Genomic DNA, 16776 nt, shown 5'->3' on the forward strand with positions numbered 1-16776 from the left:
CGCGCGGGGCGGGATCAGCCCTGGGCGGCGATGATCTCGCGGGCCAGGCGGGCGGTCTCGGACGGCGTCTTGCCGACCTTGACACCGGCGGCCTCGAGGGCCTCCTTCTTCGCCTGGGCGGTGCCCGAGGAGCCGGAGACGATGGCGCCGGCGTGGCCCATGGTCTTGCCCTCGGGGGCGGTGAAGCCCGCGACGTAGCCGACGACCGGCTTGGTCACGTTCGCCTTGATGAAGTCCGCGGCACGCTCCTCGGCGTCGCCACCGATCTCACCGATCATGACGATGAGCTCGGTCTCCGGGTCCTCCTGGAAGGCCTTGAGCGCGTCGATGTGGGTGGTGCCGATGACCGGGTCGCCACCGATGCCGACGGCCGAGGTGAAGCCGATGTCCCGCAGCTCGTACATGAGCTGGTAGGTCAGGGTGCCGGACTTCGAGACCAGGCCGATCTTGCCGGCCTTGGTGATGTCGGCCGGGATGATGCCGGCGTTCGACTGTCCGGGGCTGATCAGGCCGGGGCAGTTCGGGCCGATGATGCGGGTCTTGTTGCCCTTGGCACCGGCGTGCGCCCAGAAGGCGGCGGTGTCGTGCACCGGGACGCCCTCGGTGATGACGACGGCCAGCGGGATCTCGGCGTCGATGGCCTCGACGACGGCGGCCTTGGTGAAGGCCGGCGGCACGAAGAGGACGGAGACGTCGGCGCCGGTCTCCTTCATGGCCTCGGCGACGGAGCCGAAGACCGGGATCTCGGTGCCGTCGACGTCGACCGTGGTGCCGGCCTTGCGCGGGTTCACGCCGCCGACGATCCGGGTGCCCGAGGCGAGCATGCGGCGGGTGTGCTTCATGCCCTCGGCGCCGGTCATGCCCTGGACGATGACCTTGCTGTCCTTGGTAAGGAAGATAGCCATGGTGTTAAGTCCCCTTCCTTACTTGTTGGCCAGCTCGGCGGCGCGGTCAGCGGCGCCGTCCATGGTGTCCACGCGCTGGACCAGCGGGTGGTTGGCGTCGTCGAGGATCTTGCGACCCAGCTCCGCGTTGTTGCCGTCCAGACGGACGACCAGCGGCTTGGTGACGTTCTCGCCCTTGCCCTCGAGGAGCGCCAGGGCCTGCACGATGCCGTTGGCGACCGCGTCGCACGCGGTGATGCCGCCGAAGACGTTGACGAAGACCGACTTGACGTCGGGGTCGCCCAGGATGATCTCCAGGCCGTTCGCCATCACCTCGGCGGAGGCGCCGCCACCGATGTCGAGGAAGTTGGCGGGCTTGACGCCGCCGTGGTTCTCACCGGCGTAGGCGACCACGTCGAGGGTGCTCATGACGAGGCCCGCGCCGTTGCCGATGATGCCGACCTGGCCGTCGAGCTTGACGTAGTTCAGGCCCTTGGCCTTGGCGGCCGCCTCGAGCGGGTTGGCCGCGGCCTTGTCCTCGAGCGCCTCGTGCTCCGGCTGGCGGAACTCGGCGTTCTCGTCCAGGGAGACCTTGCCGTCGAGCGCGATGATCTTGCCCTCGCCGGACTTGATCAGCGGGTTGACCTCGACGAGGAGGGCGTCCTCCTTGATGAAGACGGTCCACAGCTTCTGGAGGACCTCGGCGACCTGGTCGGCGACCTCGGCCGGGAACTTCGCCGCGGCGACGATCTCGGCGGCCTTCTCCGGGGTGCAGCCCTCGTTGGCGTCGACCGGGATCTTGGCGAGCGCGTCGGGGTTCTGCTCGGCGACGACCTCGATCTCCACGCCGCCCTCGACGCTGGCCATGGCCAGGAAGGTGCGGTTGGTGCGGTCCAGCAGGAACGAGACGTAGTACTCGTCCTTGATGTCCGCGGTCTGGGCCAGCATCACCTTGTGAACGGTGTGGCCCTTGATGTCCATGCCGAGGATCTGCTCGGCCTTGGCGACGGCGTCCGCCGGGTCGGCGGCGAGCTTGACGCCGCCGGCCTTGCCTCGGCCGCCCACCTTCACCTGAGCCTTGACGACGGCGCGGCCGCCGAAGCGCTCCGCGATGGCGGCAGCGTCTGCGGCGGTCTCGATGACATCGCCGTCAAGCACGGGCACGCCGTGCTTGGCGAAGAGGTCCCTCGCCTGGTACTCGAACAGGTCCACGTGTTTGTCCTTGTTCGTGGTCGCGGATTGTGTCTCTACGAGCGTGCCACGGCAGGATCTTCGCTGCGGGTCGTCGGGGCGGTGCGGGTACGCAGAGGTACGGCCTTGCGGCCCACACAGCCACGGGCGCACACGTCAATCAACACGCGCGTCACGTCCGTCTGGCAGGTTATCCCCGTGGGACGGGCCTGTTCCGCCCGGGGCCTGCCCGGCATGGGTGAGAACCGTCACAGAATGCCCGGCGGGACGGGGTCGGCGGCCGGTCCACCGATCGAGCGGATTGACGCGTTCGGGTGAACGCCTCACCCGCCCTGCGGCGGGACCGGGATCGGGCGCTTCTCGATGGCCGCGGCCATGATCTCCGGGAACGCGTCCGGGGTGCAGGCGAAGGCCGGCGCGCCGAGCGAGGCCAGGGCGGCGGCGTGCGCGTGGTCGTACGCCGGGGCCCCCTCGTCGGAGAGCGCGAGCAGGGCGATGAACTGGACGCCGGCCGCCTTCATCGCGGCGACCCGCTTGAGCATGCCGTCCCGGATGCCGCCCTCGTACAGGTCGCTGATCAGCACCACGACGGTCTCGGACGGCCGGGTGATCTTCGACTGGCAGTAGGCGAGCGCGCGGTTGATGTCGGTGCCGCCGCCGAGCTGGGTGGCGAACAGGACGTCGACCGGGTCGGTGAGCTGTTCGGTGAGGTCGACCACCGAGGTGTCGAAGACGACCAGCCGGGTGTCCAGGGTGCGCATCGAGGCGAGCACCGCGCCGAACACCGCCGAGTGGACGACCGAGGGCGCCATCGAGCCGGACTGGTCGATGCAGAGGATGACGTCCTTCTTCACCGCGCGCTGGGCGCGGGCGTAGCCGACCAGCCGCTCCGGGACGACGGTGCCGTGCTCGGGCAGGTAGTTCTTCAGGTTGGCCCGGATGGTGCGGTCCCAGTCGATGTCGCGGTGGCGGGGACGGTTGACCTTGGCGCTGCGGTCGAGGGCGCCGCCGAGGGTGGCCCGGGTGCGGTCGGCGAGCCGGCGCTCCAGGTCCGCGACCACCTTGCCGACCACCGCCCGGGCGGTCTCCCGGGTGGTCTCGGGCAGCGCGTGCTTGAGCGAGAGCAGGGTGCCGACCAGGTGCACGTCCGGCTCGACGGCCTCCAGCATCTCCGGCTCCAGCAGCAGCCGGTCCAGGCCGAGCCGGCTGATCGCGTCCTGCTGCATCAGCTGCACGACGGTGGACGGGAAGTACTCGCGGATGTCGCCCAGCCAGCGGGCCACCTGCGGGGCCGAGCCGCCCAGCCCGGCGCTGCGGCGGCCGCCGCGGCCGGGCCGGGCGCCCTCGTCGGGGGCGCCGCGGTAGAGCGCGGCGAGGGCGCCGTCCATCGCGGCGTCACGGCCGCGCAGGGTGCAGCCGGTGCCGTCGGCCTCGCCGCCGAGCACCAGCCGCCAGCGGCGCAGCCGTTCGTCGGTCGTGGGCGCTGCCATCTCGTCCTCCTCCTTCAGCGGGTCCTGCGGCGGGGCAGGCGTTCGGTGCGGTGCGGGCCGCGGCGGGGTGTCACTGCGGCGGTGCCGGGTGCCGGGTGCCGGGTGCCGGGTGTCAGGTGTCGCGGCCGGCGGCCTGCCGGGGGATCCTCGGCCGGATGCCGAGCAGCAGGGCCACCACCGGGACGGCGGCGTCGGCGCGGGCCCGGTCCAGTTCACCGGCCTCGGACCGGGCGGCCGGGGGCTCGCCGAGCGGGCCGGCCGCGACCCGGCCGCCGATGGTGGTGCGCACGCCCGCCTCCAGCCCGGCAAAGGTGCGGCGCAGCAGCGGCAGCACGTCGGTGAAGACCTCGCCGCTCACTCCGGTCAGCCACTCGTCCAGCAGGGCGAGCAGCCTCGGGTCGTGCAGCAGCAGGGCGCCGCCGCCGGTCAGGAAGCCCTCGACCCAACCGGCCGCGTCCGCCGGGGCGCTGGCGACGGAGAGCACCAGCCGGAGCCGTCGTCCCGCCTCCTCGGAGTCGAGCCGGCCGTCGTCCAGCAGCAGCCGTACGGCCCGGCCGCGCAGCAGCCCGGGGGCGCCGGTGGCCGGTCCGCCGGCCGGTTCGCGGCGGGCCAGCGAGCCCAGGGCGGCGGCCCAGCGGTCGGCCAGGCCGGCCAGGCCGTCGGGGTCGGGCGCGGTGCCGGGGTCGGGGTCGGCGGTGGTGGTCTCGGTGGCGGGACCGGCGGCCAGCAGGCCGATCGCGCCGTGCACCTCGTCGAGGCGGCCGCGCATCGCCGCCGCGCTGTCCGCGTCCAGGCCGACGCAGGCGGGCGGCAGCCCGACGCAGATCCGCTCGGCCAGGCCCGAGGCGGCCTCGGCGAGCGCGCCGTGGTCGGTGCCGCGCACGTCGCCGTAGCGCAGCGCGCGGACCAGCGCCGGCAGCGCGCCGGCGAGGTGGGCGACGTCGGTGTCCAGGGCCGCGCAGTCGGCGAGCACCCGCATCACCGCGGGCAGCGCGCCGGACAGCCCGGCCAGCAGGCAGGTCTCCACCAGGCCGGTCAGCTCGGCGAGCTCCTCGGCGGCGCGCGCGGTGCCGACGGCCTTGTTGGCCGCCGCCTCCTCGACCGTGGTGCCCCACTGGGCGGCCTCGGCGATCCGCACCGCGAACTCGGGCTGCCAGCAGAGCCGCCAGCTCTCCCGGAACGTCCCGGTCGAGTTCACCGAGGAGCGCGCGGGCACGCCCCAGTCCACGCCCAGCAGCCGCAGCCGGTGCAGCAGCCGGGAGCGGGCCGCGTCGGTGTCCTTGCGCAGGTCGAGGTCGACGTCCTTCGGCGCGGCCTCGGGCTTGAGCCGCAGCGAGCGCTGCAGCCGGGTCAGGTCGCGCTGGAGCGGCACCGCCGGTGCGGCGTCCGGGACCTCGCCGAGCGCGTCGCCGACCACCAGGCGGTCCCGGACCAGCTCCAGGGCGACGTCGGAGCCCTCGCAGAGCACCGCGCGCACGGCGTCCAAGGTCTCGGTCAGCCCGGCGAGCGGGCGGCCGCGCAGCACGGCCAGGCTCTCGGCGAGCCGGACCGCCTCGATCACGTGCGCGGAGGAGACCGGGTGGTCCTCGGCGCGCAGCAGCTCGGCGGCCCGGGTGAGCCAGCGCGGCACCGGGTCCCCGTCGGTGGTGAACAGGTGGTGGTACCAGCCGGGCGACTGCACGCCCGCGCCGTAGCCGGTCGTCTGGGAGAGCCGGCGGTGCGTCCACGGCACCCAGGTGATGTCCGTGCGCACCTTCTTCGGCAGCCCGGCGAGCAGCGCCCGGTCGTGGGCGACGGTGGGCATCGTCTCCAGCGCGGGGACGTGGAAGGCCCCGCAGACCACGGCGATCCGCTGGTGCCCGGCGCGGCGGGCGGCGCGGATCTGCTGGCGCATGTACGCCTCGCGCAGCTGGTCCCGGCGGGACTCGCCGAGGCCCTCGGCGCGCAGCGCGGCCATCGCCTCGGCGACGGCGGCGAACGGCGCCAGCGCGTCGCCGCCGGGCGCGCGGTGCTCGACCACGTCCTCCCACCAGCGCTCCGCGTCGTCGTGCCCGGCCGCATCGGCGAGCAGCGCCAGCGGGTCGGCGACCGGCCCGGCGCCGTCCTCCCCGGCGCCCTCGGCGGCGGCGTCCTCCGGAGCCGGCGCGAAGCCGTACCCGGCGGGCAGGTCGATGAAGCGGACCGGCAGGTCGTGCTCCACGGCGTGCCGGATCGCCACCCACTCCGGGGAGAACTCGGCGTACGGCCAGAAGGCCGCCCGGGCCGGGTCGTCCACCGCGTGGGCGAGCAGCGCCACCGGCGGGACCAGGTCCTTCTCGGCTGCCAGGCGGACGATGCCGTCGGCCTCCGGCGGGCCCTCGATCAGCACCGCGTCCGGCCGCCACCGCGCCAGCGCGGCGGCCACCGCCCGGGCCGAGCCGGGGCCGTGGTGGCGGATGCCGAGGAGGGCGACCTCGGCGCTCATGCTCCCACCTCGCTTCGTTCGGCGGGCGCTTCGCGCAGCCCGCACCTCCTGACGGTCCGCACGCTCCGCCCGCTCACGATGCCGTCACCTCGCGGGCGGCGCGGTAGAAGTCCTTCCAGCCGTCGCGCTCGCGCACCACCCCTTCGACGTACTCGCGCCAGACCGCACGGTCCGCCACCGGGTCGCGGACGACGGCGCCGAGGATGCCGACCGTCACGTCCCCGGCGCGCAGCACGCCGTCGCCGAAGTGGGTGGCCAGGGCGAGGCCGTTGGTCACCACCGAGATCGCCTCGGCGGTGGAGAGGGTGCCGCTCGGGGTCTTGACCTTCGTCCGGCCGTCCACCGTGATCCCGGCCCGCAGCTCGCGGAAGACGGTGACCACCCGCCTGATCTCCTCGGCTCCGCCCGGGAGTTCGGGCAGCTCCAGGGAGCGGCCGAGCTGGTTGACCCGGCGGGTGACGATGTCGACCTCCTCGTCCAGCGAGGACGGCAGCGGCAGCACGACGGTGTTGAAGCGGCGGCGCAGCGCGCTGGACAGCTCGTTGACGCCGCGGTCGCGGTCGTTGGCGGTGGCGATCACGTTGAAGCCGCGCACCGCCTGGGTCTCGGTGCCCAACTCCGGTATCGGGAGCGTCTTCTCGGACAGGATGGTGATCAGGCTGTCCTGCACGTCGGCCGGGATTCGGGTGAGCTCCTCGACCCGGGCGATCCTGCCCTCGGCCATCGCCCGCATCAGCGGCGAGGGCACCAGGGCGTCCTGGCTGGGCCCGTGGGTCAGCAGCTGGGCGTAGTTCCAGCCGTACCGGACGGCCTCCTCGGGGGTGCCGGCGGTGCCCTGCACCAGCATCGTGGAGTCGCCGCTGATCGCCGCGGCGAGGTGCTCGGACACCCAGGTCTTCGCGGTGCCGGGCACACCGAGCAGCAGCAGCGCGCGGTCCGTCGCCAGGGTCGTCACGGCGACCTCGACGACCCGGCGCGGGCCGATGTACTTGGGGGTGATCCGGGTGCCGTCGGGCAGTTCGCCGCCGAGCAGGTACGTCGCCACGGCCCACGGCGAGAGCTTCCAGCGCTCGGGGCGCGGACGGTCGTCCTGCGCGGCCAACGCGGCCAGTTCACCGGCGAAGGCGTCCTCGGCGTGCTGCCGCAGAACGTCTGTCATGGGGGCTCCTTCGGGTCGGCCGCCGGGCACACGGGTGCCCTGGACGGCAGGGTGATCGCGGGGGGAGCCAGGTCGGCGTCCCGGCCTGTGGGAACCACCCTGCACCGAGCCACTGACATCCGCCGCCGCCCCGGCGGGGCTCCGGACGGCCCGTCAGCCGCTGTCAGTGGGGCCGCCTACGGTCGGTCGCATGGAGGAACGCTGGAGCACCGAACACGTCCTGTCCCTGGCACCTGACGCCGCCTCGCAGAAGGCGGCGGGCAAGCTCTCCGCGCCCGCGCCGTGGTCCGGCACCGGCACCGACGGCACCGTGCTGTGGGGCGAGTGCAAGGGCAGCGGCCGCACGCCGTACCGCACCGCGATCGAGCTCGCCACGCCCGCCTACCAGTGCAGCTGCCCCAGCCGGAAGTTCCCGTGCAAGCACGCGCTCGGGCTCCTCCTGCTGTGGAGCGGCACCCCTCAGGCCGTCCCGGCCGGCGAGCCCGCCGACTGGGTGGCCGAGTGGCTCACGTCCCGCCGGGACCGCGCCGAGAAGCGCGCGAAGGAGTCGCTCGACCCGGAGGCGGCCCGGCGCCGGGCGGAGAAGCGCGGCGCCCGGGTCGCGGCCGGGGCCGCCGAACTGCGGCTGCGGCTGGCGGACCGGGTCCGGCACGGCCTGGCCGACCAGTCCACCGCCGGGCCCTGGGAGGAGGTCGCCGCCCGGATGGTCGACGCGCAGGCCCCCGGCCTGGCCACCCGGGTCCGCGAGCTGGACGCGCTGCCGCAGGAGCGGCTGCTGGAGGAGTACGCGATGCTGCACCTGCTCGCCACCGCCGCCACCCGGACGGACGAGCTGCCGGCCGAGCTGGCCGCCACCGTCCGCACCCGGGTCGGCTACACCTTGGAGGCCACCGAGGTGCTGGCCGGCCCCACCGTCCGCGACCGCTGGCTGGTGCTCGGCAGCCGGGACACCACCGACGAGCGGCTCGTCACCCGCCGGATCTGGCTGCGCGGCGCCAAGACCGGCCGCCCGGCACTGCTGCTCTCCTTCGGCCGCACCGGCCAGGCGCCCGCCCTCGCCCTGCCCACCGGCCACCTGCTGGAGGCCGACCTCGCGTACCACCCCGGCGCCCACCCGCTGCGCGCCACCCTCGGCGAGCGCTACGGCGCCCCCGAGCCGGGCCCCGCCGACCCGCCCGCCGGGCTCACCGTCGCCGAGGCGGTGGCCGGCTACGGCACGGCCGTCGCCGACGACCCGTGGCTGGAGAGCCGCCCGACCGTGCTCGACGGCGTCGTCCCGGTGCACGCCCCGGACGGCTGGTTCCTGACGGACGGCCACCACACCGTGCCGGTCCGCACCTCGTCCGTCCCGGAGGCCTCGCTGTGGCGGCTGGCCGCGGTCTCCACCGGCCGCCCGCTGACGGCCTTCGGCGAGTACGGCCACCAGGGCTTCGCCCCGGTCACGGCCTGGGCCGCCGGCCGACGCCCGGTCGGCCTCACCAACGCTTAGGAGAACCCGGCATGACGATCACCCAGGACCCGTGGGAGACGCTGCACACCACCGCCCTGCTCGGCACCGACCGCCGCCCGCTCCCGGCCACCGCCCTGCCGTTCGCCGACGCCGTGGACCAGGGCGATCCGGCCACCGCCCTGCTGGAGCTGGCCGCGCTGGCCACCGTCCGCCGCCGGGCCGGCGCGCTGCCCGTACCGGCCACCGAGCCGCCCGGCCCGCCCGCGGCCGAGGACCCGCGGCCGGAGCTTCCCGAGCCGGCCGCCCGCCGGCTGGCCGTCCTGCTCTCGGGCCGGACCGGCAGCGGCGGCGGCACCCTGGCCAACCTGGCCGAGCTGCTGCCGCAGTGGCTCGACACCGCCCGGGAGCGCGGCCTGCGCCCGCCCGCCGCGCTGGTACCCGGCCTGCTCGACGCCGCCCGGGCCCGCAGCGAACTGCGGCCCGACGCCGTGGCGTTGGCCGGTCCGCTGGGCCGCTGGCTGGCCGAGCGGAACCCCGACTGGCGGTTCGTGCTGCGCACCGCCACCGCCGAGCCGCCGCGGCAGCCCACGGACGACCGGCTCTGGCACGAGGGCCTGTTCGCCGAGCGGGTCACCCACCTCACGCTGCTGCGCCGCCGCGACCCGGCGGCCGGCCTGGAGCTGCTGCGCGGCACCTGGTCCACCGAGCGCGCCGAGGACCGCCTGCTCTTCCTGGACGCCCTCCAGGACGGTCTCTCCGCCGCCGACGAACCCTTCCTGGAGGCCGCCCTCGGCGACCGCAGCAAGAACGTCCGGGCCACCGCCGCCGAGCTGCTCTCCACCCTGCCCGGCTCGGCGCTGGCCCGCCGGATGGCCGAACGGGCGCGGGCCGCCGTCCGGCTCGCCGACACCGGCACCCACCTGCTGGTCACCCCGCCCGCCGAGTGCGACGCGCAGATGCAGCGCGACGGGATCGCGCCCAAGTCGCCCACCGGGCGCGGCGAACGGGCCTGGTGGTTCGGCGAGGTGGTGGCCGCCGCGCCGCTGTCGCTGTGGCCGCGGAGCACCGGGCTGACGCCCGAACAGCTGCTCGCCCTGCGGGTCGGCGACAGCATCGACGAGACCACCAGCAGCTGGGCCGACGACCTGCGGGAGGCCTGGGCGCGGGCCGCCGTCCGCCAGCAGGACGCCGACTGGGCCCGGGCGCTGCTCGGCCCGGCACCCGTCGCCGAGCGCGGTGCGCGGGCCCGCTCGCCGCGCACCACCGGCGCCCCGGCCAAGCTGCTGGCCGTCCTGCCGCCGGAGGAACGGGCGGTCTGGACGGCCGCCTTCATCCGGGTGCACGGGCTGGGCGAGGCCTTCCAGCTGCTCGGCGCCTGCGCCACGCCGTGGACGCCGCCGCTGTCCACCGCCGTGGTGGCCGCGCTGGCCCGGGCGGCGGCCTCCGGGGCGTACCCGTGGAGCCACAGCGGGGTGCTCGGGATGACGGAGCGCGCGCTCGCCCCGGAGACGGCCGCCGCGGTGGAGGAGCTGGCCGCCGGGGCCGCTCCGGACTCCGCCTGGTCCGAGACCTTCGCCCGGCTGGCCGGCACCCTGCGCTTCCGGGCGGCGATGCTCGCGGAGCTGGCGGGCTGAGCCCGCGGCTCCCGCACGCCCCCGGAACGCCCCTGGAACGACGGAGCGGGCCGGCCCCGGGAAGGGCCGGCCCGCTCGACGCGCCGTGGTTCAGCCGGCCCGCAGGTTCGACTCGACCCAGGCGACCACGTCCCGGGTCGGCGTGCCCGGGGTGAAGATGTCCGCGACGCCCAGCGCCTTGAGCTCGGCGATGTCCTCGTCCGGGATGATCCCGCCGCAGAAGACCTTGATGTCCTCCGCGTCGCGCTCCTTCAGCAGCTCCAGCACCCGCGCGCACAGCGTCATGTGGGCACCGGAGAGGATCGACAGCCCGATGCCGTCGGCGTCCTCCTGGATCGCGGTGTCGACGACCTGCTCGGGCGTCTGGTGCAGTCCGGTGTAGATGACCTCCATACCGGCGTCGCGCAGGGCGCGCGCGATGACCTTGGCACCACGGTCGTGACCGTCGAGCCCGGGCTTGGCGACCACCACACGGATCGGCCCCGACACACTCATGACTGCCTCCTGGACGTCGTCGTCCACCATCCGACCGGGCCTCGTGGGCCGCCGGCGCGGTTAACGGTCAATAACCAACCTGAGGGGAGGTTAGCGCCACCGGGCCCGGTTGACCGTGCCGTCCCCGAAGAGGAGGGCAAAGTCACAGCTCCAGGCCTTGCTACCAGCGGGTATACCCGTCCTTCCCGCAACCTCCGCACAGACCCCCCGGCCGACCCCTTGACATCCGGGGGTCTTTCCGGGGCGTCGGCCTTGGAGCTACAGTCACGGCTGTTTTCCCTCGTCCGACGACGTCCGAGGCCCACCGAGGAGGCAGCCCCCGATGGCTCCCGATGCAGCCGCCCGTCCGACCCGCGCGGAGCTGCGCCTCGCCGCCCGCGAACAGTCCCGCGCCCAGCGCCGCGGCGCCGCCAGGGCGGCCACCCGGACGGCGCTGCTGCGGGTCGCACTGCCGTCGATGGCCGCGCTCGGAGTGGCCGCGGCGGCCGCGGTCACCGTGCAGGGGGAGGCCGACCAGCAGCGCGCCCAGGCCGCCGGACGGGCCCCGCAGTCCGCGGTGGAGGCCGACCCGGGCACCACGACCGCACAGGCGGCCGCCGCTCAGGCGGTCGCGGCCGGCGCACCGGCCCAGGCCTCCCGCGGCGACGCCCGCCAGCCGCTGGCCGGCGCCCAGCCCACCGAGGCCCCGACCACGCAGCCCACCGCCGAACCGGCGCCCGAGCCGGTCAGGCCCGAGGTGGTCATGCCGGTCGCCCGGCACGGCCTCGGCGAACTGTTCGGCGAGGCCGGCACCCGCTGGGCCAACCGGCACACCGGCATCGACTTCCCGGTGGACGGCGGTTCCGAGGTCTACGCCGTGACCGACGGCACCGTCCGCACCCAGTGGAACCCGTTCTACGGCTACATGACGATCCTCAGGATGCCCGACGGCACCGAGGCCTGGTACTGCCACCTGCGGGCGTACAAGGTCCGCAAGGGCCCGGTGAAGCAGGGCGACGTGATCGCCTTCGTCGGCAGCAGCGGCAACAGCACCGGCCCGCACCTGCACTTCGAGATCCGGCCGCAGGGCAGCGGACCGATCGACCCGCTGCCCTGGTTCCTCTCCCACGGGCTGGACCCGCGCTGAGCCGCCCTGCGGCCCCGCGCCGAGCCGCCGGGCCCTACAGCTTCTCGACCGGCGCGTAGCGCAGCAGCAGCTGCTTGCGTCCCTCGGTGCCGAAGTCGACGGTGGCCTGCGCCCGGTCGCCGGCGCCCGTGACCGCCACCACCGTGCCCAGCCCGAAGCTGTCGTGGGTGACCCGGTCGCCGACCGCGAGCGAGGCGACCTCGCGCTCCACCACCTGGCCGCCGCGCCGCACCGACTGCCCCCAGCCGGCCTTCGGCGACGCCGACGACGAGGAGCGCGAACTCCCGCCCCCGGACGAGGACTTGCCCCAGGACGAGCCCGAGGAGTAGCCGCGCTGGACCGGCGCCTGCGCCGCCCCGGTGCGCTTCCACTCCACCAGCGCCTCCGGGATCTCCTCCAGGAACCGGGAGGCCGGGTTGTAGGCCGGCTGCCCCCACGCGCTGCGCAGCACCGAGCGGGTCAGGTACAGCCGCTCGCGGGCCCGGGTGAGCCCGACGTACGCGAGCCGGCGCTCCTCCTCCAGCTCCTTGACCTGGTTGAGCGCCCGCATGTGCGGGAAGATCCCGTCCTCCATGCCGGTCAGGAAGACCACCGGGAACTCCAGGCCCTTGGCGGTGTGCAGGGTCATCATCGTGATGACGCCCTGCCCGTCCTCGTCCTCGTCCGGGATCTGGTCCGAGTCGGCGACCAGCGCGACCCGCTCCAGGAAGTCGGCCAGCGAGCCGACCGGCGGGGTGCCCTCCTCCCCGGCGTCCGGCCGCTCGCCCGGGTCCTGCTCGTACTCCAGGGCGACGGAGGCCAGCTCCTGGAGGTTCTCCACCCGGGTCTCGTCCTGCGGGTCGGTGGAGGCCTGGAGCTCGGCCAGGTAGCCGGTCTCCTCCAGGACGGCCTCCAGCACCGCCGCCGGGCCCGCGCCCGACTCGACGACCTGGCGCAGCCCGGCCATCAGGGTGTTGAACTTCTTGACGGCGTTGGCCGAGCGCGCGGCCATCCCGTACGCCTCGTCCACCCGGACCAGCGCCTGGGCGAAGGAGATCCGCTCCCGCGCGGCCAGCGCGTCGATCATCGCCTCGGCCCGCTCGCCGATGCCGCGCTTGGGCACGTTGAGGATCCGGCGCAGCGGCACGGTGTCCTCCGGGTTGGAGAGCACCCGCAGGTACGCCAGGACGTCCCGGACCTCCTTGCGCTCGTAGAAGCGCACCCCGCCGACCACCTTGTACGGCAGGCCGACCCGGATGAACACCTCCTCGAACACCCGGGACTGGGCGTTGGTCCGGTAGAAGATCGCGACGTCGCCGGGCTTGGCCTCGCCCTTGTCGGTGAGCCGGTCGATCTCGTCGGCGATGAACTGGGCCTCGCCGTGCTCGTCGTCCGCGACGTAGCCGATGACCTTCTCGCCGTGCTCGCCGGCCGTCCACAGCTTCTTCTCGCGGCGGTTGGCGTTGCGCTCGATGACGGCGTTGGCGGCGCTCAGGATGGTCTGGGTGGAGCGGTAGTTCTGCTCCAGCAGGATCGTGGTCGCGTTCGGGTAGTCCTCCTCGAACTGGAGGATGTTGCGGATGGTCGCGCCGCGGAAGGCGTAGATCGACTGGTCCGCGTCACCGACCACGCACAGCTCTGCGGGCGGCACCTCGGCGAGCCGCCCGGCCGCCGGGTTCACGAAGTCCCCGTCCGCGGTGCGCTTCGGCGCGGCCGCGACGGAGCCCCCGCTCAGCTCCCGGACCAGCATGTACTGGGCGTGGTTGGTGTCCTGGTACTCGTCGACCAGGATGTGCCGGAACCGGCGCCGGTAGTGCTCGGCGACGTCGGGGAAGGCCTGCAGCAGGTTCACCGTCGTCATGATGATGTCGTCGAAGTCCAGCGCGTTGGCCTCGCGCAGCCGCCGCTGGTAGAGCGCGTACGCCTCGGCGAGCTTCTTCTCCATCGGGTTGGCGGCCTGGTCGGCGAAGGTCTCCTCGTCGATCAGCTCGTTCTTGAGGTTGCTGATCTTCGCCGTGAAGGACTTCGGCGGGAACTGCTTCGGGTCCAGGTCGAGGTCCCGGCAGACCAGCGACATCAGCCGCTGCGAGTCGGCCGAGTCGTAGATCGAGAAGCTGGAGGTGAAGCCCAGCTGCTTGGACTCGCGGCGCAGGATGCGCACGCAGGCGCTGTGGAAGGTGGAGACCCACATCGCCCGGGCGCGCGGGCCGACCAGCGCCTCGACGCGCTCGCGCATCTCGCCGGCCGCCTTGTTGGTGAAGGTGATCGCCAGGACCTCCCCCGGCTGCACCCCGCGGGCGCCCAGCAGGTAGGCGATCCGGTGGGTCAGCACCCGGGTCTTGCCGGAGCCGGCGCCGGCCACGATCAGCAGCGGCGAGCCCGCGTGCAGCACCGCCTCCCGCTGCGGGTCGTTCATCCCCTCCAGCAGCTGCGCCGGATCGATCACCGTACGGGCGGCGCCGTTGCGGTACCAGGCGTCCCGCTCCGCCTCGGCGGCGTGGTCGGTGTGGAACAGCCCGTCCGGGATGGCCTCCTCGTACGCGTCGTACGGGACCTCCTCCTCGTACGGCGGGGGCTCCTCGTCGGCGGGAGCGGCGGGCTGCTTCGACCCGGCGGCGGGTGCCTCGAAACCGGGGAGCGGAAGGTCGTCAAAGAGGCTACTCATGGCACATCGAGTCTATGGCCACCCACCGACAAGCCCGTCCGCCCCGGGAGATCCCGGGGCGGACGGGCCCGGACCGCGGGCGCGGGCTCAGACCAGGCGGCGGGCGGTGGCCCAGCGGGTCAGCTCGTGGCGGTTGCTCAGCTGGAGCTTGCGCAGGACGGCGGAGACGTGGCTCTCGACGGTCTTCACCGAGATGAAGAGCTGCTTGGCGATCTCCTTGTAGGCGTAGCCGCGGGCGATCAGGCGCAGCACCTCGCGCTCGCGCTGGGTGAGGCGGTCCAGGTCCTCGTCCACCGGCGGGGTGTCGGTGGCGGCGAAGGCGTCCAGCACGAAGCCGGCCAGCCGGGGCGAGAACACCGCGTCGCCGTCGGCGATCCGGAACACCGCGTTCACCAGGTCGGTGCCGGTGATGGTCTTGGTGACGTAGCCGCGCGCGCCGCCGCGGATGACGCCGATGACGTCCTCGGCGGCGTCCGACACCGACAGCGCCAGGAACTTCACCCCTCCCTGCTCGCCCATCAGCCCGGCCGAGCGGCGCAGCACCTCGACGCCGCCGCCGCCCGGCAAGTGGACGTCGAGCAGCACCACGTCCGGCCTGGTCTCGGCGACCACGCGGACCGCCGAGTCCACGTCGTCGGCCTCGCCGACCACGTCGATGCCGGTCACCTCGGTGCGGCCGATCTCGGCCCTGACCCCCGTCCGGAACATCCGGTGGTCGTCGACCAGCACGACCCGCGCAGTACGCTCCGGAGCTGCCTCAGTCATCAGTTCTCTCCATCTCCAGCTCGACCTCGGTGCCGCCGCCCGCAGCCGGCCGCACCCGAGCGGTGCCGCCGTTGCGCTTCATCCGGCCGATGATCGACTCCCGTACGCCCATCCGGTCCTCGGGCACCGTGTCGGGATCGAAGCCGGGGCCGTGGTCGCGCACGAACACCGACACCGTCCTCCCCTCGACCTCGGCGTAGACCTGGACCGGTCCCCCGCCACCGTACTTGGCCGCGTTGACGGTCGCCTCCCTCGCGGCCTGCATCTGCGCCGCGATCCCCTCGTCCATCGGGCAGTCGCCGACGATCACCAGCTCGACCTGGACGCCGTGCCGGTCCTCGACCTCGGCGACGGCGGCCCGCAGGGTCTCCGCCATGGTGTCCGGCGCGGCCTCGGCGGCGGCCTCCGGGCGGTACAGCCACAGCCGCAGCTCGCGCTCCTGCGAGCGGGCCAGCCGCAGCACCTCCTTGGGGTCCTCGGCCCGGCGCTGGATCAGGGTCAGGGTGTGCAGCACGGAGTCGTGGATGTGGGCGGCGATCTCGGCCCGCTCCTGGGCGCGGATGCGGGCGGTGCGCTCGGCCCCGAGGTCCTGCCAGAGCCGCAGGCCGTACGGGCCGAGCAGCACCAGCACGCCGGCCAGCACCGCGAGCGAGGCCTCGATCACCGAGCCGAGCGTGGAGCCGCTGCCCTGCATGGCGAGCAGCGCGATGGTGCCGGCCACCGCGAGCAGCACGCCCGCGCCGACCCTGGTGTAGGCGCCGCGCCGCTTCTCGCCCTCCTCGATGCCGAACCAGCGCTGCCAGCGCGAGTCGTCGGCCTGCCGCCAGACCAGCGCCACGCCGACGCCGATCGCCAGCAGCGGCCAGGTGTACGGCTTGGCGGTCTGCCAGCCGAGCACGTTGAGCAGGGCGATCAGGCCGATCACCGTCATCACCAGGGCGGCGAGCTGGCCGATGCCGCCCTGCCCGCCCTTGCCGGTCGCCTCCTCGCCCTCGGCGGGCGCGGCCACCGGCTCGCCCTGGAGGGTGTGCTGGAGCAGCCGGCGCATCCGGCCCACCCAGCCGCCGCTCTCGCCGCCCTTGCTCAGCAGGCCGCCCTGGAGCCCGGGCGTCGCCGGGACGAACACCCCGTTGAGGTACACCCACTGGGCGCCGCCGCGCTGCGAGGGCTCGCCGATGCCGATCGGCACCACGAACCAGAACGCGGCGTACAGCAGCGCGCCGATCCCCTGGGCGAAGAACAGCACGACGAAGGCCAGCCGCACCCATCGCACCGGCAGCCCGAGGTGCACCGCCAGGCCGTGCGCGACGCCGCCCAGCATCCGCCCCTGCGGGCTGCGGTAGAGCCGCCGGTAGGGCGGCCGCCCGCCGTCGGGCGTGCTCGGGTCGGCGCCGGCCGACGGCGCGGTGTCGGGGGCGATGGATCGGGGATCGGTACCGGGGGCTGCCACGCCACCGATGGTTCCACGCGGGCG

The 16776-nt window shown here is 74.4% G+C and carries 12 protein-coding genes; 3 read left to right on the plus strand and 9 right to left on the minus strand.

All coding sequences use genetic code 11. The annotated features are described in order from the left end of the window. Positions 1-14 precede the first annotated feature (14 nt). From sucD to ACIQI7_RS33090, 5 genes are all read right to left on the minus strand, one after another. Entirely contained in the window at positions 15-905 is an 891-nt protein-coding gene (gene sucD, locus ACIQI7_RS33070; protein ID WP_387756439.1) for a succinate--CoA ligase subunit alpha, read from the minus strand. An 18-nt stretch (positions 906-923) separates the two neighbouring features. Continuing rightward, positions 924-2096: an ADP-forming succinate--CoA ligase subunit beta gene (sucC, locus tag ACIQI7_RS33075; protein WP_387756437.1), complete on the minus strand. Its 1173-nt coding sequence runs from the start codon at positions 2094-2096 to the stop codon at positions 924-926. A 302-nt stretch (positions 2097-2398) separates the two neighbouring features. Then, complete coding sequence (locus ACIQI7_RS33080; RefSeq protein WP_401117247.1) at positions 2399-3565, minus strand: VWA domain-containing protein; 1167 nt, start codon at positions 3563-3565, stop codon at positions 2399-2401. A 112-nt stretch (positions 3566-3677) separates the two neighbouring features. Beyond that, complete coding sequence (locus tag ACIQI7_RS33085; RefSeq protein ID WP_401117249.1) at positions 3678-6029, minus strand: DUF5682 family protein; 2352 nt, start codon at positions 6027-6029, stop codon at positions 3678-3680. Between the two features lie 73 nt (positions 6030-6102). After that, positions 6103-7188, minus strand: coding sequence for an AAA family ATPase (locus tag ACIQI7_RS33090; protein WP_401117251.1), 1086 nt, complete (start codon positions 7186-7188; stop codon positions 6103-6105). 190 nt (positions 7189-7378) lie between these two features. Here ACIQI7_RS33090 and ACIQI7_RS33095 point away from each other — a divergent pair, with 190 nt between their 5' ends. Both ACIQI7_RS33095 and ACIQI7_RS33100 read left to right on the plus strand, forming a co-directional pair. Continuing rightward, on the plus strand, positions 7379-8677 hold the full coding sequence (locus ACIQI7_RS33095; RefSeq protein WP_401117253.1) for an SWIM zinc finger family protein: 1299 nt from the start codon (positions 7379-7381) through the stop codon (positions 8675-8677). Positions 8678-8688: 11 nt separating this feature from the next. After that, complete coding sequence (locus ACIQI7_RS33100; protein ID WP_401117255.1) at positions 8689-10272, plus strand: DUF5691 domain-containing protein; 1584 nt, start codon at positions 8689-8691, stop codon at positions 10270-10272. Positions 10273-10362: 90 nt separating this feature from the next. Here ACIQI7_RS33100 and ACIQI7_RS33105 read toward each other — a convergent pair whose 3' ends face one another. After that, complete coding sequence (locus ACIQI7_RS33105) at positions 10363-10767, minus strand: cobalamin B12-binding domain-containing protein (protein ID WP_049660544.1); 405 nt, start codon at positions 10765-10767, stop codon at positions 10363-10365. Positions 10768-11089: 322 nt separating this feature from the next. Here ACIQI7_RS33105 and ACIQI7_RS33110 point away from each other — a divergent pair, with 322 nt between their 5' ends. Then, a complete protein-coding gene (locus ACIQI7_RS33110) occupies positions 11090-11893 on the plus strand; it encodes a M23 family metallopeptidase (protein ID WP_401117257.1) in 804 nt (267 codons plus the stop codon). Positions 11894-11927: 34 nt separating this feature from the next. On the opposite strand, the gene pcrA is transcribed toward ACIQI7_RS33110, so the two are convergent. The 3 genes from pcrA to ACIQI7_RS33125 all read right to left on the minus strand — a co-directional run bounded on the left by pcrA (position 11928) and on the right by ACIQI7_RS33125 (position 16752). Beyond that, positions 11928-14537: a DNA helicase PcrA gene (gene pcrA, locus ACIQI7_RS33115; protein WP_401117259.1), complete on the minus strand. Its 2610-nt coding sequence runs from the start codon at positions 14535-14537 to the stop codon at positions 11928-11930. 87 nt (positions 14538-14624) lie between these two features. After that, positions 14625-15302 (minus strand): response regulator transcription factor, encoded by a 678-nt coding sequence (locus ACIQI7_RS33120; RefSeq protein WP_097237526.1) that lies wholly within the window; start codon positions 15300-15302, stop codon positions 14625-14627. Then, positions 15295-16752 carry a PspC domain-containing protein gene (locus ACIQI7_RS33125; RefSeq protein WP_401117262.1) on the minus strand — a complete coding sequence of 486 codons (1458 nt, stop codon included), beginning with the start codon at positions 16750-16752 and terminating at the stop codon, positions 15295-15297. The genes ACIQI7_RS33120 and ACIQI7_RS33125 overlap by 8 nt, the downstream gene beginning before the upstream one ends. Positions 16753-16776 lie beyond the last annotated feature (24 nt).

The organism is Kitasatospora sp. NPDC092039, assembly GCF_044756065.1.
In the GTDB taxonomy this organism is placed as follows: domain Bacteria; phylum Actinomycetota; class Actinomycetes; order Streptomycetales; family Streptomycetaceae; genus Kitasatospora.